Here is a 19,145-nt window from a genome sequence, read left to right as displayed (position 1 = left end):
ATAATAATATTACGTCAGGAGGCAGAGTTTTGACAAATCGAGAACGGCAAATTTTAAAAATCCTCGAAGAGAATCCAATGATTATGCAAAAAGATTTAGCAAGCCGATTGCAAATCACACGGTCCTCTGTTGCGGTCCATATCCGCAATCTCACGCAAAAAGGCTATATCAAAGGAAAAGGGTATGTCTTAGAGCAGAATCATTATGTAATGGTCATTGGCTCTTCCAATGTAGACATTCAAGGGTTTTCAAGCAACAAAGTTGTTGGCAGCGACTCGAATATCGGTCAAATTCGGTTAAGCATGGGCGGCGTCGGTCGCAATGTGACTGAAAACCTAACCCGCTTGGGCCAAGAAACAAAATTGATTTCCGTAACGGGTGGAGATCAAAATAGCACCTATCTTCTCAATGAATGTAATCAAATCGGAATCGATACCAGTCATTTTATGATTGTAGAAAATAAGAACGCTTCTACTTATATGGCAATCTTGGACGATCAACGAGAGATGTTGCTGGCAATTAATGATATGAGCATTATGGATGAATTAACACCAGAATTTATCCGTAGCAAGAATAGCTATATCAAAAATTCCAATATCCTCTTTTTGGATACAGGACTTTCCACTACAATCATTGATATGATATTTACAGAGTATCCCAAGAGCAATTTCTTTGTGGATGCGGTCAGCGTAAACCGCGCACCGCGAATTAAAAAACATCTCAGCAAGATTCACACCCTGAAATGCAACATTTTAGAGGCTGCATTCCTAGCAGACATGACCATTCGCACCATGAAAGATGCGCAAAAAGCAGCAGAAGTCTTGATAAAAAAAGGAGTCAAACGTGTCTTTATCACATACGGCTCCAAGGGTGTTTATCGAAAATGTAGCTATGACGATCTGCAGATCGGATGGGTTCGCGCAAAAGCAGACAAGATCGGAAGCGTCACAGGCGCTGGCGATGCCTTTATGGCTGGTGTCATTTATGGTACAATCAAATGCATGCGCGAAGATCAAATTCCAAAATTCGCAACCGCACTTTCCCTTTTGACCCTAGAAGCAGAGCAAACGGTCAACCCGCAAATCACCTATGATCGAACTTATCAAAAAATGAGAGAATTATTTTAAGACTAACTATATGAAGTCAAGTAGAATTCGAGTAATTTATCATAAGAATTGAAACAAGAAAATTTGCACACCAAATTAGAAGTAGCAAACTACTCCTGGATGAGATTGACGATGGGTATAACTAAATTTGAGGTTGAAAAGTTAGATTATTGACTAAAATGTGGTAAAGAACACGGACAAGTTTTTTTGCGACATGAGACAGAGCAACATAATGATGCTTACCTTCAGCTTTCTTTTTCTGATAATAGTCTTTAAAAGTTTGGTCTCTCATAGCAACGAGTCTAGCAGCTTCAAGAAGTGCCCATCGCAAATATGGTGACCCGCGTTTTACCATTCTCATGTTCGATCCCACAAATTTTCCTGATTCATGAGTGGAGGGCTCCAGACCAGCAAAGGCTAGCAGCTTAGCTGGAGAAGAGAATCTTCGAATATCGCCAACCTCAGCTAGGATGATAGATCCCAATCCATAAGAGATACCTGGGAAGCTCAGGATCGGGCTTTCCAATTCATCCATGATAGATTTGATCTCTTTATCAATCTGAGCAATTTCTTGCTTGTAGTATTCAATAAAGTGCACGATCTGGATGAGTTCAAAGCTGAGTGCACGGCTCTCAGAGCCAATGGATATTCTCGCAGCTTGTCGGATTTCAAGTGCCTTAATTTTGCCATATTTGCCATGAGACGCATGATGCAGTAGGGTTGTGAGTTTGGTAAGGTGAGCAGAAGCAATCGCTTGTGTAGACGGGAAAGCTCTTAGAATCGCATAGGTCGACGTTTGATTGATCGAATAAACAACCGAAGCAAGTTCTGGAAACATAATATCTGTCATTCGTACCAGTGAAATTTTATACTTGGAGAGATTTTCTTTAATTCTAGATTTATGTCGAGTGAGTGACTTTAATTCTGCCAGATGATATGATAAATTTGTGTGGGATTCGAAGTTACCCGTTTGCAACATTAAAGCGATAAGTTTAGCATCGATCTTGTCCGTTTTGCTTTTTCTAAGCGTTTGAGCTTTTCTGAAAAGGTTGGTTTGAAGCGGATTGAGAATTACTAGTGGTAGGTGATGATTGCTAATGAAATTCGTGAGATTAATGCTGTAATGACCAGTAGCTTCTAGTCCCACCTTTATTTTGTCCAAAGGAACATCGGGGATCGCAGAGAAAAACTGCGTGAAACCTTCCAAATTGTTCTTGAAAGTAAAAACATCTTTGATAACTTCACCATCCGAGTTTACGATAAAGCAATCGTGCTTGTCTTTGGCAACATCGATGCCAACATAAATCATAAAAACACATCCTTTCATTATTTGAGTTGTGGTTCCACATGATTCTATGTTATGTATCCTTGCCCGAGATAAAACGTCTAGCGTTATCTAACTCATAAACAAAAGAACATAGATATGTGGTTGGAGCCTTAAAAAAATAGTCAAAGCTATAGGAGAACACACCAATCCACAACACTATATTCAGTATATAAGAAAAAATCTTGAACTCGTAGTTTGACTACAAGTTCACTATACAAGGAGAAAACAATGAATAAAAAACTTATGCAGTATATCGATATCCTTCCAGAAATTCAAGAAGCCCTAGACACTGGAAAACCAGTTGTTGCCCTAGAATCAACTATCATTTCTCATGGGATGGAATATCCTTTAAACGTGGAATGTGCACGTCGTTGTGAAGAAATCATTCGTGAAGAAGGTGCAATTCCAGCAACCATTGCCATAATTAAAGGAAGAATCAAGGTTGGTCTTTCCTACGATGAGCTGGAATACTTCGGCACTGAAAAAGGCATTCGAAAAGTCAGCCGCCGTGATCTTGCCATGGTCGTAGCCAACGGAAAAGATGGAGCAACTACAGTAGCCGCAACCATGATCATCAGCGAAATGGCGGGCATCTCAATCTTCGCCACAGGTGGTATCGGTGGCGTTCATCGCAAGGCACAAGATACCTTTGATATCTCAGCCGACTTGGAAGAATTATCGAAAACAAGTGTTGCAGTGATCTGTGCTGGAGCAAAATCTATCCTCGATATCGGTCTGACCTTAGAAGTTTTAGAAACAAAAGGCGTTCCTGTGATCGGATATGGAAGTGATGATTTTCCAGCATTCTATACACGTTCCAGCGGATTTGGCGTCGACGAACGCATGGATGATCCAGAAACCGTTGCTGCTTTCCTTACAGCTAAATGGAATCTTGGCATCAAGGGTGGTGTCGTGATCGCTAATCCTATCCCTCTTGAAGCTGAAATGGACCAAGCCTATATCACAGGTGAAATCGAAAAAGCCCTGGCTCAATCCGAGATTGATGGAATCAAAGGCAAGGAAGTAACACCCTATCTTTTGAAGCACTTATTTGGTGCGACTCAAGGAAAAAGCTTGGCTTCCAACCTAGAGTTGGTTTACAACAATTCCCGAATTGGTGCAAAAATTGCAAAAGCATATGCGAAATAAGAGCCTTGAACGTTCACAAAGAGCCCACTAGGGCTCTTTTTTTTGTTTAGAAACTTGGTCTTGCATTTTGGTTTAGATAAATATGAATAATTCGAAAACATATCCAAATTCCTTGCACGTGTTTATGGATTACGGTATAATAATAGATGAAATTAAATTCAACAAAAAATATGTTTACTAAAGAAAGAGGTGTCCTATGACTAATCGTGAACGTCAATTGCTTCAACTGATTGAACAGAATCCGATGATCAAGCAGAAGGATCTCGCAGAAAAATTGGGAATTACAAGATCTTCTGTTGCTGTTCATATTCGCAACTTAATGCTTAAGGGCTATATCAAGGGCAAAGGATATGTCCTTGACGACAATATCTACGTTGCTGTGATCGGTGCCACAAACTTTGATGTACAGGGCTTCAGTAATACAGAAGTCAGCTGTGGAGGCTTTAATTTTGGCCAAGTCAAAGAATCTGCCGGCGGTGTTGGCCGTAATATCACCGAGAACCTCATTCGCCTCGGTACCCGAGTCAAATTTGTTTCTTGCATTGGCGGAGACGGGCGGAGCCATTTTATCATGGATCATTGTCACAAAGTGGGTATCTCCACCGATGATTTCTTGATCGTAGAAAATGGACGTGCTTCCACCTATATGGCGATTCTAGATGAAAAGAATCACCAAGTACACGCATTTGCCGATATGAAGATTTTGGAAGAAATGACTCCAGAATTTATTAATTCAAAATCACAGATCCTTCGAAATGCAAAAATCATTTCATTGGATACCGGATTTGATGACGGTGTGATCGACTACATCTTCCAAAATTACAAGCGAAAAGACATTTATATGTCACCAATCTCTACAGATGTTCATCAAATTACTGAACATTTAAATCAAATTCATACCCTTCGCATCAATGCACGAGAAGCTGGATTGATTCTAGGTCGTGAACTGAAGACAAGAAAAGACATTATTGCCGGCGGTAAAGAACTAATTGAAAAAGGCGTTCGCCGCGTATATATCACCCATGCAGGCAAAGGCGTTTACTTTAACGACAGCCGCGCAAAATTGGATGGATATATCAAAACAAATATGCTGGTTTCCAAAAGCATCAGCGGAACTGCCGATGCCTTTATGGCAGGAATCATCTTTGGAACAATAAAAGATATGAAACCTGAGTTGTTAACGAAATTCGCCATTGCGATGGCTGACTCAACAGCAAAATCACGTGAATCCGTTAACCCACTTCTCACCTATGATTTCGTCATGGATGCGTTGAAGGAAACAAACCTATAAAACACAAGCTGCAATCCAATTGGATTGCAGCTTTTTTTACTTCCCTCTTTCCTTGTAATGAGGCAGAATCCTAATGAAAGGATTAACAAAATTCAGAAAGAAGTTTATACTAAATAAGTAAAGCGATCGATCCGTATTTTCAATTAAAGGAGGGTTTTATGACTTATTCACCAAAACTAAGCTCAGGATTCACTTTTGCCAAGAACCGTAGTTCGTATATTTCCCCTCAATCGGGAATGTGCTCCTTCTGTACAGAAGATTGTAACGGCACCTGCGAGATTGCACAATCGGCAGTCCTAGGGAAACGAACCGTTTATCCAACTACAACGGGGACCAATCAAATTGCATCAGAAAAGGACTACCCCATCGACTATTCACACTTCAACATCAACGGTCGAGTTTTCGGTGCCCGAGGCGCGAAAGAACACAATGAAACAGCGACAATTTTCAATGTAAACCTTGAGCAGACCTACGGATATAACCATCCCGTAAAATTGGCCTTGCCCCTGACACTGCCAGCGCTAATCAAACTGAATTGGCAAGACTATTTCTCTGGTGCAGCCATGGCCGGTATCACCTGCTTTATCGGTGAAGGTGCCATTCATAACGACAAGAATGCAGTCATTGAAAACGGAAAAGCTATTGAATCCCCTTTGATTAAAGAAGCTATCGATTGCTTCAACCAATACGATCGTGGTTATGGACAAATCGTGTTACAATCCAATTTGGAAGATGATCTTTTAGGCATTCCAGAACTGGCTCTTAAAAAATATAAGGCTGAGGCCATTGAAATAAAATTTGGCCAGGGTGCAAAGGGAACCCAGCCGGTTGTTTTGATCAAAGATCTGCAAACCGCCTTGGCAAAACAAGCCATTGGCACCCTGGTTCATCCAGACCCCAGTGACCCGGACGTGCAAAAAGCCTATCGGGACGGCATATGCCCAAACTTCTATACTTATGGTCGTCTGCCCCTCTGGACAGAGAATTCCATTAAAATAAGAATTGCTGAGCTTCGAGACATGGGCGCTAAAAACATTTACTTTAAAATGGCGGGCTACGATCGCAAGGACATCGAACGCGTCTTGCGAATCGCCTGTGCCGAAAAAGTCGACATGGTTACCTTTGACGGGGCCGGAGGCGGTTCGGGATATAGCCCTTCCAAGATGATGAATGAATGGTGTCTGCCCACGGTTTGTCTAGAAGATGCTATTGTTAGGATTAGCGAAAACTTAAAAGCAGAAGGACTTCCCCTGCCTGCTCTGGTCATCACCGGTGGATTTGCCAGCGAAGACCAGGCTTTCAAAGCCCTTGCCTATGGAAACGGTCATATTAAAGCTGTCGGTTATTGTCGGGCAGCCATGGCAGCTGCTATGACTGGAAAAACCATCGGCATGCAAATTCAAACGGGAAATATTCCCAAACAATTTCAAGCATTTGGTTCCAGTGTCGAAGAAATATTCACAGACCTTGCAGATTTACGCTCCCTATATGGTACAGAAGCCAATTCATTCCCCACCGGTGCCATCGGTGTTTTCTCTTATCTAAACAAGCTGGCCTTTGGTATTCGTCACTTCGCTGCCTTGAACCGCAAATTCGATTGTTCCCTCTTCAATCAAAGCGACCTCATCCCCTTGACCCGGGATGCACGTGATTTAATGACCAATAAATGGTTCATCGATTAAGTTCAAATTAATTTAAAAAATGCTTTTTTCACCTATAAAAACCGCCCCTTCAGACGAGTTTAAACAACTCTTGTCTGAAGGGGCGGTTATCATTTTACCTTCGTTTATACAAAGATATTGTGGTTTGAAGAATCAACCGCACCCATGTAGGTTCCAACACCGGCATAATCAATTCCATCCACCAACTCTTCTTTCGTCAATCCCATGATATCCATGGACATGGTACACGCAATCATGTTCACGCCGTTGCGTTTTGCTTCTGCGATCAACTCATCCAAGGTGTTCACATTCTTGTCTTTCATGACTTTTTTCATCATGGCAGAACCCATGCCACCCATGTTCATCTTCGACAATCCAAGCTTTTGTGTTCCACGCGGCATCATCATTCCAAACATGCTCTCGATAAGTCCTTTTTTCACAGGAACCGGATCGTGCTTTCTCAAGACATTCAATCCCCAGAAGGTGAAAAACATGGTGACTTTTCGGCCCATGGCCGCTGCGCCATTGGCGATAATGAATGCCGCCAATGCCTTGTCCAAATCTTCGGAGAAAACAACCATGGTACTGTCGTTATAAACTTGACCCGCGATTTGTGACTTGGCTTGTCCCTTTTGAATATAGGCAACAAAGTTTTTATCAACCATATCTTCTTTGATAAACTGGCTTCCTGTTTTCTTGCACCATGCTTTCGCATCAGCTGGAAAACCGGGGTCCGATGCATGGATTGCAAAAATTTCACCATCATTGGCTTCATCTAAACGATGTGCCATTTGAAGAAGTGGTCCCGGACATTGAAGTCCAACTGCATTTACTTTAATGGCTTGTGTTAAATCGGCGGCCTCAGGCCTATGAGAATCCCCGCTGTCTTCTACGGATTCATCATTGCCACATGCACAATCAATGTTTCCGCCGAGACTTCCCTCATGCTTGCAATGCACACAACCATAATGATTGTATCCACCAGCATAGTTCTTCACTTCAAACCCATTGGCTTTCAGAATACGTGTTGCAATATAGGCACGAATACCTACGGCGCAATATACGACAACCTCTTTTCCTTTATCCAACTCTTTCAATCGACTCCGAAGGTCATCCACAGGAATATTTACTGAATCAGGTATAAAGCCAAGCTCACGTTCTGCAGAAGTACGAACATCCAAGATGGTTGTCTTTGACATATCCAGATCATCCATCTCATGATATAAAATATTGTCCATGTCGCCACGTAGAATATTTTCTGCCGAGAAACCAGCCATATTTACTGGGTCTTTTGCAGAAGAGAATGGCGGTGCATAAGCCAATTCCAGTTCTTTTAAATCATAAATGCTTGCTCCAAATTTCATGGCTGTCGCAATGACATCTATTCGTTTGTCAACGCCATCATAGCCAACGATTTGTGCGCCCAATACCTTACCATCAAGGTCAAAAAGTGCTTTTAGAAACATAGGGCGTGCACCTGGATAGTAGCCTGCATGAGATTTTGGCATAATAATTGTTGCTCGATAGTCTTCCCGTACTTTCTTGCCCATTTTCCACAAGGTCTTTTCATTCAAGCCTGTTGATGCAACGGTCATGTCAAATACCTTGGCAATGGACGTTCCCATCGTTCCCTTGTACGGCTCTTCCCATCCGCAGATATTGTTTGCTACAATACGTCCCTGCTTGTTGGCTGGGCCCGCCAAAGGCACCATGGTTTGTTCTTTGGTGTTAAAGTCAATCACTTCAACCGCATCACCTAAGGCGTAAACGCTCTTGTCTGCTGTGCGCATAAACTCGTCTACCACGATTCCACCGCGTCGGTTGGTTTCAAGGCCAGCAATTTTAGCCAACTCTCCATTTGGACGAATGCCAATAGAAAGAATGACCAAATCCGCTTCCACAATTTTACCGCTCTTCAATACAATATTTGTGACTTCGCCATTTTGCTCGAAATGATCAACACCGTCACCCAAGTAAAGACGAACACCTTTTTGATCGATATGGCGGTGAAGATGTTGTGCCATGTCATAATCCACTGGGGCCATGACCTGGTCAGCCATTTCAACAACCGCTACATCAATACCACGATCATGAAGGTTTTCAGCCATTTCAATCCCAATAAATCCGCCACCGATTACGGCTGCGCGCGCAGGTTTCTTTTCATCTACAAACGCTTTTATTTTATCGGTATCAGGAATATTCCAAAGTGACAAAATATTTGGGGCGTCAATTCCAGGAATTGGCGGACGCAACGGCGTAGATCCTGGAGATAAAACAAGAACGTCATAATTTTCTGTATAAGTCTCGCCAGTTTGAACCTTCTTCACCGTAATTTCTTTTTTCTCACGGTCAATATCTGTAACCTCGTTCCAAACGCGAACTTCAATTTCAAAACGATTTTTAAACGCCTCCGGTGTTTGCAGTAAAAGTGCAGAACGCTCTTCAATTGCACCCCCGATGTAATAAGGCAATCCACAGTTTGCAAAGGAGATAAATTCTCCTCGTTCAAACATAATAATTTCTGCTTGCTCATCCATTCGTCGAAGTCGTGCAGCTGTACTCGCTCCGCCGGCAACTCCGCCGACAATTAAAACTTTTTTCGCCATGATATTTCCTCCCTATTTTTTTTATTTATTTTCATCAAATAAGATTTCCACAATGCGGCAAACTTCATCACTTGTCACATAGTAGAACATTTCTTTCCCTTGTCGTCTCGCTTCAACTATCTTCAGCGACTTTAGTTTCGCCAAGTGTTGAGACACCGAGGACTGAGAAGCACCTAGGCACCCCTGAATCGTCGAGACATTCGCACCATGATTGGCAATCAAATTTCTTACCATGCATAAACGAACCGGGTTGGAAATTGCTTTGATTATCTCCGCCTTTTCCACAACCGTGTTCTGATCGGTGATATCAATCATAAAACTCCTCCTACATTGTTAACTACTTAACACACTGTCATATTATTATATTATAATATGATGATGGGTTTTGCAAGTCTTTTTTTCCACTCGTGATAATCTTATACGCCTCTCTGCTATGCTATACTGAAATTACCAATTATATGGAGGAGGCTCTTTTGGATTTTATAACGATAGACACAATTAATTTGGACCAGGAACATCTTTGTTGCGCACTTGCTGACAAAAAGCATCAAATAGGTGTAGCAGAGAAGAAAAAATGGCTTGCAGACCGAGTCCAAGAAGGCCATATCTTTCGAAAACTGAATGTACGTGGAAAGGTATTTATTGAATATGCTCCCCTAGAAACAGCCTGGACCCCAATTGTCGGAGAGAATTATTTGTATATTTACTGCCTCTGGGTCTCTGGAAAGTTCAAAGGACAAGGATATGCAAAAGAACTCCTCCGCCAATGCATCGAAGATGCAAAATCGCAAAACAAATCTGGCATCTGTATTCTCAGTTCAAAGAAAAAGAAGCCATTTTTATCGGATAAAAAATTTTTGATCAAACAAGGGTTTTTTGTTGCTGACACTGCAGATCCAGATTACGAACTCCTTGCTCTGTCTTTCGATGGTTCACGACCTCGAATCACAAAGAGAGCAAAAGAACAAAAAATCGACAGTCAAAACTTGACCATTTTTTTTAGTCCTCAATGTCCCTGTATCCCAAATTGCATCAAACAGATCGAAAACTACTGCAGCAAACACCATATCCCCTTGGATTTAATTCCAATCGATTCCTTGGAAAAAGCCAAAAAGATGCCTAGCATCTTTAATAATTGGGCAGTATTCTATAAAGGAACTTTCCAAACCGTGCACCTTTTGAATGAAAACTATTTAAAGAAACTCTTAGCAAGCTTTGAATCATAAAAAAACTTCCAAGCGAATGTTTCAATCGCTTGGAAGTTTCATTTATTCTCCTAGTTTGTGTACAAACAAACCACTTCGTAATTTAGGTTCGAACCAGGTTGATTTTGGCGGCATCACGCGTCCTGCGTCGGCCACATCAATCAAGTCTACAATGGTTGTCGGATACATGGCAAAGCCTACAGCCATATCTCTAGCTACGCGACTCTCCAACTCTTCCAAGCCCCGAATCCCGCCAATAAATTGAATGCGATTGCTGGTTCTTGGATCTTCGATCCCCAAAATCGGCTGCAAAAGATTATCCTGCAAGATTGCGCAGTCCAAGCTTCCCACCGGATCGGCGGCATCAAAGCTGCCGGCCTTCATGGTCAATCGATACCACTTGCCATCTAGAATCATGCCCACTTCGTGTTTTTTCTTTGGATGATACGGTCCGTCAGTCGCTAGTGCTTGAACCTCGAAATCCTTCTCAATGGCTTTCAAGAACTCTTCTTTGGACGCCCCATTCAAGTCTTCCACCACTCGGTTGTAATCCATAATAAATAGATCTTCATCTGGGAAAATAACACTCATAAAGAAGTTGAACTCCTCTTCGCCAGTGAAGTTCGGGAATTGTTCCCGACGCTTCATGCCTACTTTTACAGAGGATGCCGAACGATGATGACCATCGGCGATATATAAGTATTCCACCTCATTGAATGCCTTTTGGATCTCAGCTACAACTTCAGCCTCGTCAATTTTCCACACGATATGTTGAATATCATCTTCTGAAGTAAATTGGTAAATCGGACGATTAAACTTAATCCACTCATTGGTCGCTTGATGAATGACCTCATGACGACGATAGGTCAAGAAAATCGGTGCCGTATTGGCATCACAGGTATCAAAATTACGAATACGATCCTGCTCTTTTTCCGGTCGTGTGAATTCATGTTTTTTTATAGTTTCATTCATATACTCATCGATGGATGTACATGCCACAATTCCAGTTTGAACACGACCAAACATCAATTGTCGATAGATATAATAAACCGGTTCTTGATCTTGAACCAAAACGCCTTCTGCTTGAAACAAGTCAAGATTTTCTCTTGCCTTGGCATAAGCTGAATCATCATGTAGATCCACCTCATCTGGCAAATCAATCTCGGGACGAACGACATGAAGGAAAGACCAGTCTTTACCTTTTGCCATCTCCTTGGCTTCTTGGCGGTTCATTACATCATAAGGCAAACTTGCTACTTCTTCCACCTTATCTACTGCGGGACGAAGCCCTTTAAATGGTTTTACAATTGCCATAGCTTCCTCCTTTTATAGAACTTCTTTTACAAGGTCCACAATCTCTTCACCAATACGCTTTTGCGCTTCAGAAGTAGATGCACCGATATGTGGTGTCATGGATACTTTTGGATGAGAATAAAGCGCCTCGTTCTTTGTTGGTTCCACTTCATATACGTCAACCGCCGCTGCCGCTACCTTGCCGGAATCCAAAGCTGCCAGCAAAGCCGCCTCGTCTACAACGCCGCCGCGGGCACAGTTCACTAGATAGACGCCGTCTTTCATTTTCGCAAATTCAGCTTCCCCAATTGCAGGACCTTCTTCTTTGATAAATGGCATATGCAAAGAGACAAAATCAGATCGTCCCAGCAATTCATCCTTGGTCACCATGGTCCACGGGCCATCAACCTCATGATTCTTATGGTTGATATAAACGACTTTCATACCCAAAGCATCCGCACGCTTGGCAGTTTCCAACCCAATACGACCAGAACCAATCAAACCCAATGTCTTGCCAGCCAATTCGATTCCCTTGTATTGTTTCTTGTTCCACTCGCCGTTTCTCATGGTTACATTAGAAATATACAGATGACGAGCCAAACTGAACATATGGCCGATAGCCAATTCCGCAACAGATGCACTGGAGGCTTTAGGCGTGTTGCGAACCTTAATGCCTTTGCTCTCTGCGTATTGTACGTCGATATTATCGACACCAACACCACCACGAATGATTAATTTCAACTTGCCTTTTGCTGCAATATCAATTAAAGCCTCACGCACTTTTGTCGCAGATCGAACAACAATACAATCGTAATCACCAATGATCTCTTTTAGCGCATCCAACTCATAAAATTGTTCATCTACAGTATGGCCTAGGGCTTTTAGCGTTCCAATACCCGCTTTGTCCATGCCATCCGTTACTAAGATCTTTGCCATATAAGTGCCTCCTTATAGTCCAAGAATATCATCGATTTGCTTAATCAATTCTTGCAAATCTTGAATTTTGTAGTCTGCCATATGGGCGATTCGGAATGTTTTTTCCTTCATCTTTCCATAACCGTTTGAAACCGCATAGCCGCGACGTGCCAATTCCTTGTTCAAGCCGACAACAGAGATTTCTTTGGTGTTTTTAATAGCAGTAACGGTATTGGAACGGAACCCTTCCGGTGCGAACAATTCGAAGTTTTTCTCCGCCCAAGCACGAATATAATCAGCCATTTCAGCATGTCGTGCAAATCGTTGATCTAAGCCCTCTTCCATAATGCACTGCAATTGATAATCCAAAGCATACATATGAGAAAGAGATGGTGTTGACGGATATTGATAGTCTTTCTTTTGAATCGTATCGTACAATTTTACCAAATCAAGATAGAAACCACGGAATTCAACTTGCTTGGCAGACTCATATGCCTTTTGACTAAAGGTACAAATTGCTAATCCTGGTGGTAATCCCAAGGCTTTTTGCGTCGATGTAATACATACATCAATTCCCCAGGCATCCACTTCGATCTTATAGCCGGCTGCCGAAGAGACTGCATCCACACAGAAGATCACTTCTGGATATTTTTCTTTAAGTAATGCGCCAATTTCAGCTACTGGGTTCATAATCCCAGTGGATGTTTCATTATGTGTCACTGTAATCAAATCGTATTTACCTGTCGCTAAGGCCTCATCAACCATTTCGACCGTTGTCGGCTGGCCTAGCTCTGATGCGTACAAATCTGCAGGAACATGATTGGCAATCGCCATATCATACCAACGAGTACCGAAAGCGCCAACTGAAAAACAAGCCGCTCGTTTTTTCGTACAGGAACGAATGGAACCCTCCATTAATCCACTACCTGATGTGGTGGATAATAAGATCTCATTCTCTGTGTAAAAGAGTTTACGTAAATTATCTGAAATTCTTCGTTGTAAATGAGAAGCTTCCTTTGATCGATGACCAATCATCGGCTTCGACATTTGCTCAAGTACCTCAGGTCGTACATCAACTGGTCCTGGAATAAATAATTTCTTGTGCATGGACGTTTCCTCCTTTTAACAATTCCCTTATTTATTTGTAATATTTCCTACGAACTTAGTCTAACATAGTAAAATTTGTCTGACAATTAAGAAAAGCGCCTATTAACAAAATAGAACGTTTTCCTGTTACTTTTTTTTAACAAACTTTCAATGTCTCCATCGTGAAAACGTTTGTCCGTCTGTAATGGATTCCCATTTTTTCTCAAGCCATCCATTATGATATACTGAGCCTAGTTTCTTTATTCAATCAAGAAAGCGGTGAGTTCATGAATGTACAAGTCAAATTATTTGGAACAAGTGAAAATGGTCAAGCCATTTACGCCTATCATTTGATCGGTGAAGACCAGTATTCTGTTACAGTTTTATCTTTCGGCGGAGTCATTACCGAGATCCTAGCACCCGATCGAAATGGAAGCGTTCAGAACGTCGTTTTAGGCTATAATTATCTGCGACCTTACGAAACCTTTTCGCCCCATTTAGGTGCCCTCACGGGCCGCGTAGCGGGTAGAATCAGTCAAGGAAAGTTCACCCTAAACAACAAATCCTACACCTTGGCGCAAAACAACAAGCAGTCTTGCCTCCACGGCGGTACGCATGGTTTTGCTTTCCAAGTTTACCATGTAGAACCCTTCGAAACCAAAGAAAGCTGCGGCGTCATTTTAAAGCGCCGAAGTCCCCATATGGAAGAGGGCTTCCCCGGCAACTTAGATCTAGAAGTTACCTATACCATCACCAAAGAAAATGCCCTGATCATTGACTACCACGCAACAACGGACCAGGCGACGCCGGTTACCCTAACCAACCATAGCTACTTCAACCTTTCAGGGAAACCGAATACAACCATCGACGATCATCTGCTGACCATTCATGCCGATCATTACGGCCAAATTGACCAAGATGTAGTTCCTACCGTAATTCGCCCCGTCGACAACACGCCTTTTGATTTTAGAGTTGAGCGAAGAATCGGTCATGCCCTACAGGAAAAAAACCAACAGCTTTCCTACGGTAAAGGCTTCGATCATCCCTTCTGTTTAAAAGAAGAAAAACCACAAGTTACAATCACCGACCCACATAGCGGCAGAACAATGGCTATTACCACGACAGAGAGGACCCTTGTCGTTTACACGGGAAATTATCTAAGTAGCCTGCCCGATGAACCATTAAACCATGGAAAACGGCCTCATGACTACGAAGGCATTTGCTTTGAAACACAAGCCTTTCCAGATGCAATTCATAACAAAAATGCGGCTTCCATTATTCTCAAGCCCGAAGAACACTACCAAAGCAAAACCATTTATCAATTCGGCATCAAAAAATAAGCAAAAAAAACAAGGCGTGGAAAATTCCACGCCTTTAGTCTTGCTTAAATATAACTTTCCCATCTTCGAAACCGGCAATCCGGACTAAAGATTCCAAGCGAATATCTTCTTGTTCAATCCGTCCAGCACCTTCTTGAAAACTCTTTTCAATTAAGATTCCAATTCCACCAACCTTGGCACCAGCCTGTCGACACAGTCGCACCAAGCCCAATGCAGCTTCCCCACGAGCGAGAAAATCATCCAAAATCAGTATTTTGTCATCAGCAGTCAAAAACTTCTTGGCAACCCGCACCTTATATCCTTTTCCCTTGGTATAGGAAAAAACATCGGTTTCAAAGGTGTCCGGATCCAAATTCAAGGACTCCATCTTTTTTGCAAAAACAAAAGGCACATCAAAGTATTGTGCAGCAATGGCCGCAATGGCAATTCCACTCGCCTCAATGGTTAGAATTTTAGTAATACCTTCATTCTTAAACCGCGCAAAGAATTCTCGTCCCGCCAGATTCAAAAAGGATGGATCCACCTGATGATTAATAAAACTGTCTACCTTTAGAATTTCTCCGTCTGCAACAACGCCATCCCGCTCTACACGGATTTCCAATGCTTTATTCATTTCCCCACAACTCCCTCTCTCTTTTCACGACTGCCTCGAAAGACAGAGCCGGATAAATTGTTTCTTCTGATCCAATGGTCAAGGTCGATGCCGCCATAGCAAATCGACAACGTTTCATCCACTCTTTCCAACTAAATAAGCTCCATACCCAGGCTGCCATAAAGGCATCCCCGGCACCCGTAACATTAACCACCTCAACTGGCTTAATCGGGCAATGCAATGGCTGCCTGTCCCCAAAACAATAAACACCATTGGCACCATCCGACAATACCACCTCACCTACCCCTAAGTCAAGCAAAGCCTTCCCCAATACAGTAGGATCTTGTGAAAACAAACCCGTTAATACTCCGGCTTCCAAACGATTCGGTTTAATTCCCGCTACCTGTGAAAGATAGGGGCGTATCTTCTCTGCCTTGGCACAAGATACCGGATCCACAAATACTGGAACCTCTCCTTTTATTGAAAAGAATGCTTCAATGGCTGACTCCGAAAGATTCAAATCGATCACACAGAGATCCGCTGAAGCAATCACTGATTTCCATCCACGGATCACCCCTGCCGTCACCGCTTCTATGGGTTCCATCTCATTAATGGCACCCACCATCTCGCCCTTTTCATCCAAAATGCAAAGATAGGTAGACGTTCCACAGTCGGTACGCAGCACATGCTGAAGGTTAACTCCAACCGCTTCCGTGGCCTGGGCCACCAATTGACCCTGGGGGTCCTGCCCAATTGCTGATAAAAAAACAACCTCCGCGCCCAAACGCGAAAGATTTTCGGCAATATTTCTTCCTACTCCTCCCGGGCTCATTTTTACACTGCCTGGATTTGAATCCTCGGAGCGATATGCTAGACGTGAACGGCCAACTAGGTCTAAATTAGCGCCACCAATGACCACAATTCGATTTCCCATAAGCACCTCCTATTAGTCTATTTAGTATACCATGAAACCATATCCCAGGCTAAGAATCATTCAAGGCATTTCTCGTCTAACCTCCATCAAGCAAAGCCTTTCGCTAGTCACTCTTTCAATCTATAAGTTGCAAATTTTTCATAAATTAACGCTTGGTGTCATTGCAATTCGAAGATTCATGGCATACACTCAAAGTAGTAACAAATTGTGTTTATAGACAAGAAATGGAGATGAGTATATGAAGCTTTGTGAACGATGCAAAAAAAACGTCGCAGTCGTTTACACGACCAAACTGGAAGATGGAAAACAAACCACAATGGGTCTTTGTATTCCATGCGCAAAAGAATTAGGTATTGAACCCATCGATCAAGTGATGGAGCAAATGAATATGTCCAGCGAGGATTATAAAAACCTCAATGAACAGATGATGAAATTATTTTCAAACATTGATCAGGATGAATTGCAAGAAGCCATGCAAGGCATGATGATCATGGATCCTGAAGAGATGGATGACAACCCCATCTTTCAACAATTACAATCGATGATGAGCAACAAAAATTTTGATGCCTTGGAAAGTCCTGAAGACGAGGACGACGAGGACATGGATGAGGACGAAGCTGAAGACATGCCGGATGAAGAACACGATCATTCCCATGAAACTGCCTCTTCAAAGAGCGGCAAAAAGACAAAAATCAAGCATCAAAGGAAGAAGAAACGAAAAGCCCTTGAAGCGTATGGAACCAATCTAACGGATCTAGCCAAGAATCATTCCCTAGACCGTGTCATTGGCCGCCATCGTGAAGTGGATCGTTTGATGCAGATCCTAAATAGAAGAAGCAAGAACAACCCGGTACTCATCGGTGAGCCCGGTGTCGGCAAAACCGCCATTGCAGAAGGCTTGGCCGTGCGGATTGCTGAGAAAAAAGTTCCCGCGAAACTACTAAACAGCGAAATTTATCTCTTAGATCTAACAGCCCTTGTTGCAGGAACACAGTTCCGGGGACAATTTGAGAACCGCATGAAAGCCATTCTAAAAGAAGCGGCAACAGAAGGCAACATTATCCTCGTCATTGATGAGCTTCATAATATCGCTGGTGCTGGTGAAGCAGAAAGCGGCGCTATGAATGCAGCAAACATCTTAAAGCCTGCTTTGGCACGAGGCGAGATACAGATTATTGGTGCAACGACCCTAGATGAATACCGCAAGTATATCGAAAAGGACGCAGCGCTAGAACGTCGATTCCAACCGATTCTCGTTGAAGAACCAAGCATTGAAGAAACCGTCGAAATCCTTAAGGGAATCCGTTCCTACTACGAAGACTACCATAAGGTAATTATTCCAGATGACTTGATTGAAACGGCAGTGGAAATGTCGGAACGGTATATTACTGACCGTTTCTTACCTGACAAAGCCATTGACGTAATTGACGAGGCCGGTTCTCGAGCCAACTTAAAGAACTTAGGGCTAGTTGAGATTGCAGCCCTTCAAGAAGATCTGATCAAGGCTCAGGACGAGAAAGAATCAGCTGCTGAAGTTGGACAATATGAAGCAGCTGCTGAATTTAAATCAGAGGAATTGCGTCTGGTTAAAAAAATCGAGGAATTGGAAAACCAGTTCGGTCAAATTGCACTGACTCGAGAAGACATTGCCTATGTAATTGAAGCTTGGACCAAAATTCCAGTCCACAAGATTTCGGAATTCGAAGCCGATCGTCTGTTGCAACTGGAAGAGCGTTTACACAAACGTGTCATCGCTCAGAATAAAGCAGTACAAGCCCTTTCAAAAACCATTCGCAGAAAGCGTTCCGGCTTCCATCGAGAACGAAAACCCGCATCCTTTATCTTTGTGGGACCAACAGGTGTTGGTAAAACAGAATTAGCGAAAAGCGTCGCCATTGAGCTCTTCGGTTCAGAAGAAGCCATGATCCGATTGGATATGTCTGAGTATATGGAAAAGCACACCGTATCAAAATTGATTGGTGCGCCTCCCGGATATGTGGGCTATGATCAAGGCGGATTCTTGACTGAGAAGATTAGAAGAAAACCTTATTCTCTTGTCCTCCTCGATGAGATCGAGAAAGCACACCCGGATGTCTTCCACATGCTGCTTCAAATTCTTGAAGATGGCAGATTGACAGACAGCCAAGGACGTACCGTTCACTTTGAAAATACGGTCATGATTATGACCTCAAACGCCGGCACACAAACCAAAGGTTCAACCCTCGGTTTCGGCAATCAAGGTGATCAACTGGAATCAGAAGCATCCAAAGAAGCCCTTAGAAAGTTCTTTAGACCCGAGTTTTTGAATCGAATCGACGAGATCATCGCTTTCCATCGATTGAAGCCCGAACATCTCACCGAGATTATCGAACTTCAAATCAATGAGATTGCTTTGGAACTCAACGCAAAAAAAATGAAGCTGGAAATTACAGAAGAAGCCAAGAAGCACTTGGTGGAACTTGGTTACAGCGTACAGTACGGCGCACGCCCACTAAGAAGAACCCTACAAAGACTCGTTGAAGATGAGTTGGCAGAGCGATTTTTAAGAGGTGAACTCAAAGAAGGCGACACCGCAGTCTTTGACTTAGAAGACAACAAGATCAAATTGACAATTGAACACGCAGAGTAAAACCAACGCCC

At 42.7% G+C, this 19,145-nt stretch carries 15 protein-coding genes; 7 read left to right on the top strand and 8 right to left on the bottom strand.

The window, feature by feature from the left end; genetic code table 11:
* The first annotated feature begins 29 nt into the window (after window positions 1-29).
* On the top strand, window positions 30-1,127 hold the full coding sequence (locus AC25CA_RS05150) for a PfkB family carbohydrate kinase (RefSeq protein ID WP_486815979.1): 1,098 nt from the start codon (window positions 30-32) through the stop codon (window positions 1,125-1,127).
* A gap of 121 nt (window positions 1,128-1,248) precedes the next feature.
* On the opposite strand, the gene AC25CA_RS05145 is transcribed toward AC25CA_RS05150, so the two are convergent.
* Window positions 1,249-2,415, bottom strand: a complete 1,167-nt coding sequence (locus AC25CA_RS05145; RefSeq protein WP_486815942.1) for an IS110 family RNA-guided transposase — start codon at window positions 2,413-2,415, stop codon at window positions 1,249-1,251.
* Between the two features lie 246 nt (window positions 2,416-2,661).
* Between AC25CA_RS05145 and AC25CA_RS05140 the strand changes: the two genes are divergently transcribed.
* The 3 genes from AC25CA_RS05140 (at window position 2,662) to AC25CA_RS05130 (ending at window position 6,555) form a co-directional block, all read left to right on the top strand.
* The gene (locus AC25CA_RS05140; RefSeq protein ID WP_486815978.1) at window positions 2,662-3,582 is read left to right on the top strand and encodes a pseudouridine-5'-phosphate glycosidase; all 921 of its coding nucleotides are present in this window, start codon (window positions 2,662-2,664) and stop codon (window positions 3,580-3,582) included.
* Between the two features lie 196 nt (window positions 3,583-3,778).
* On the top strand, window positions 3,779-4,873 hold the full coding sequence (locus tag AC25CA_RS05135; protein WP_486815977.1) for a PfkB family carbohydrate kinase: 1,095 nt from the start codon (window positions 3,779-3,781) through the stop codon (window positions 4,871-4,873).
* A gap of 158 nt (window positions 4,874-5,031) precedes the next feature.
* A complete protein-coding gene (locus AC25CA_RS05130; RefSeq protein ID WP_486815976.1) occupies window positions 5,032-6,555 on the top strand; it encodes a glutamate synthase-related protein in 1,524 nt (507 codons plus the stop codon).
* A 104-nt stretch (window positions 6,556-6,659) separates the two neighbouring features.
* On the opposite strand, the gene AC25CA_RS05125 is transcribed toward AC25CA_RS05130, so the two are convergent.
* A complete protein-coding gene (locus AC25CA_RS05125; RefSeq protein ID WP_486815975.1) occupies window positions 6,660-9,140 on the bottom strand; it encodes an FAD-dependent oxidoreductase in 2,481 nt (826 codons plus the stop codon).
* A 21-nt stretch (window positions 9,141-9,161) separates the two neighbouring features.
* Window positions 9,162-9,455 (bottom strand): ArsR/SmtB family transcription factor, encoded by a 294-nt coding sequence (locus tag AC25CA_RS05120; protein WP_486815974.1) that lies wholly within the window; start codon window positions 9,453-9,455, stop codon window positions 9,162-9,164.
* Between the two features lie 158 nt (window positions 9,456-9,613).
* On the opposite strand from AC25CA_RS05120, the gene AC25CA_RS05115 reads away from it, so the two are divergent.
* A complete protein-coding gene (locus AC25CA_RS05115; protein ID WP_486815973.1) occupies window positions 9,614-10,366 on the top strand; it encodes an N-acetyltransferase in 753 nt (250 codons plus the stop codon).
* A gap of 42 nt (window positions 10,367-10,408) precedes the next feature.
* Here the strand turns inward: AC25CA_RS05115 and AC25CA_RS05110 are convergent, their stop codons facing one another.
* From AC25CA_RS05110 to AC25CA_RS05100, 3 genes are read right to left on the bottom strand one after another with little or no spacing between them, the layout of a single operon-like run.
* The gene (locus AC25CA_RS05110) at window positions 10,409-11,659 is read right to left on the bottom strand and encodes a DUF1015 domain-containing protein (protein ID WP_486815972.1); all 1,251 of its coding nucleotides are present in this window, start codon (window positions 11,657-11,659) and stop codon (window positions 10,409-10,411) included.
* Window positions 11,660-11,671: 12 nt separating this feature from the next.
* Window positions 11,672-12,574, bottom strand: coding sequence for a D-2-hydroxyacid dehydrogenase (locus AC25CA_RS05105; RefSeq protein ID WP_486815971.1), 903 nt, complete (start codon window positions 12,572-12,574; stop codon window positions 11,672-11,674).
* Between the two features lie 12 nt (window positions 12,575-12,586).
* Window positions 12,587-13,660 carry a pyridoxal-phosphate-dependent aminotransferase family protein gene (locus AC25CA_RS05100; protein WP_486815970.1) on the bottom strand — a complete coding sequence of 358 codons (1,074 nt, stop codon included), beginning with the start codon at window positions 13,658-13,660 and terminating at the stop codon, window positions 12,587-12,589.
* A gap of 266 nt (window positions 13,661-13,926) precedes the next feature.
* Between AC25CA_RS05100 and AC25CA_RS05095 the strand changes: the two genes are divergently transcribed.
* Window positions 13,927-14,979 carry an aldose epimerase family protein gene (locus tag AC25CA_RS05095; RefSeq protein ID WP_486815969.1) on the top strand — a complete coding sequence of 351 codons (1,053 nt, stop codon included), beginning with the start codon at window positions 13,927-13,929 and terminating at the stop codon, window positions 14,977-14,979.
* A gap of 34 nt (window positions 14,980-15,013) precedes the next feature.
* On the opposite strand, the gene AC25CA_RS05090 is transcribed toward AC25CA_RS05095, so the two are convergent.
* The gene (locus AC25CA_RS05090) at window positions 15,014-15,592 is read right to left on the bottom strand and encodes a xanthine phosphoribosyltransferase (protein WP_486815968.1); all 579 of its coding nucleotides are present in this window, start codon (window positions 15,590-15,592) and stop codon (window positions 15,014-15,016) included.
* Window positions 15,585-16,505 (bottom strand): carbohydrate kinase family protein, encoded by a 921-nt coding sequence (locus tag AC25CA_RS05085; RefSeq protein ID WP_486815967.1) that lies wholly within the window; start codon window positions 16,503-16,505, stop codon window positions 15,585-15,587. Before AC25CA_RS05085 ends, AC25CA_RS05090 begins: the two co-directional genes overlap by 8 nt.
* Window positions 16,506-16,743: 238 nt before the next feature.
* Between AC25CA_RS05085 and AC25CA_RS05080 the strand changes: the two genes are divergently transcribed.
* On the top strand, window positions 16,744-19,134 hold the full coding sequence (locus tag AC25CA_RS05080; protein WP_486815966.1) for an ATP-dependent Clp protease ATP-binding subunit: 2,391 nt from the start codon (window positions 16,744-16,746) through the stop codon (window positions 19,132-19,134).
* Window positions 19,135-19,145 lie beyond the last annotated feature (11 nt).

The organism is Gottschalkiaceae bacterium SANA (assembly GCA_036323355.1).
Taxonomy (GTDB): domain Bacteria; phylum Bacillota; class Clostridia; order Tissierellales; family GPF-1; genus GPF-1.
This window is presented reverse-complemented; position numbering and strand designations above follow the sequence as displayed.

Excerpts from the sequence above, each read along its gene's own strand:
- AC25CA_RS05145 (WP_486815942.1), bottom strand. The coding sequence starts at position 2,415 with ATGATTTATGTTGGCATCGATGTTGCCAAAGACAAGCACGATTGCTTT.
- AC25CA_RS05140 (WP_486815978.1), top strand. The coding sequence starts at position 2,662 with ATGAATAAAAAACTTATGCAGTATATCGATATCCTTCCAGAAATTCAA.
- AC25CA_RS05135 (WP_486815977.1), top strand. The coding sequence starts at position 3,779 with ATGACTAATCGTGAACGTCAATTGCTTCAACTGATTGAACAGAATCCG.
- AC25CA_RS05130 (WP_486815976.1), top strand. The coding sequence starts at position 5,032 with ATGACTTATTCACCAAAACTAAGCTCAGGATTCACTTTTGCCAAGAAC.
- AC25CA_RS05125 (WP_486815975.1), bottom strand. The coding sequence starts at position 9,140 with ATGGCGAAAAAAGTTTTAATTGTCGGCGGAGTTGCCGGCGGAGCGAGT.
- AC25CA_RS05120 (WP_486815974.1), bottom strand. The coding sequence starts at position 9,455 with ATGATTGATATCACCGATCAGAACACGGTTGTGGAAAAGGCGGAGATA.
- AC25CA_RS05110 (WP_486815972.1), bottom strand. The coding sequence starts at position 11,659 with ATGGCAATTGTAAAACCATTTAAAGGGCTTCGTCCCGCAGTAGATAAG.
- AC25CA_RS05105 (WP_486815971.1), bottom strand. The coding sequence starts at position 12,574 with ATGGCAAAGATCTTAGTAACGGATGGCATGGACAAAGCGGGTATTGGA.
- AC25CA_RS05100 (WP_486815970.1), bottom strand. The coding sequence starts at position 13,660 with ATGCACAAGAAATTATTTATTCCAGGACCAGTTGATGTACGACCTGAG.
- AC25CA_RS05095 (WP_486815969.1), top strand. The coding sequence starts at position 13,927 with ATGAATGTACAAGTCAAATTATTTGGAACAAGTGAAAATGGTCAAGCC.
- AC25CA_RS05090 (WP_486815968.1), bottom strand. The coding sequence starts at position 15,592 with ATGAATAAAGCATTGGAAATCCGTGTAGAGCGGGATGGCGTTGTTGCA.
- AC25CA_RS05085 (WP_486815967.1), bottom strand. The coding sequence starts at position 16,505 with ATGGGAAATCGAATTGTGGTCATTGGTGGCGCTAATTTAGACCTAGTT.
- AC25CA_RS05080 (WP_486815966.1), top strand. The coding sequence starts at position 16,744 with ATGAAGCTTTGTGAACGATGCAAAAAAAACGTCGCAGTCGTTTACACG.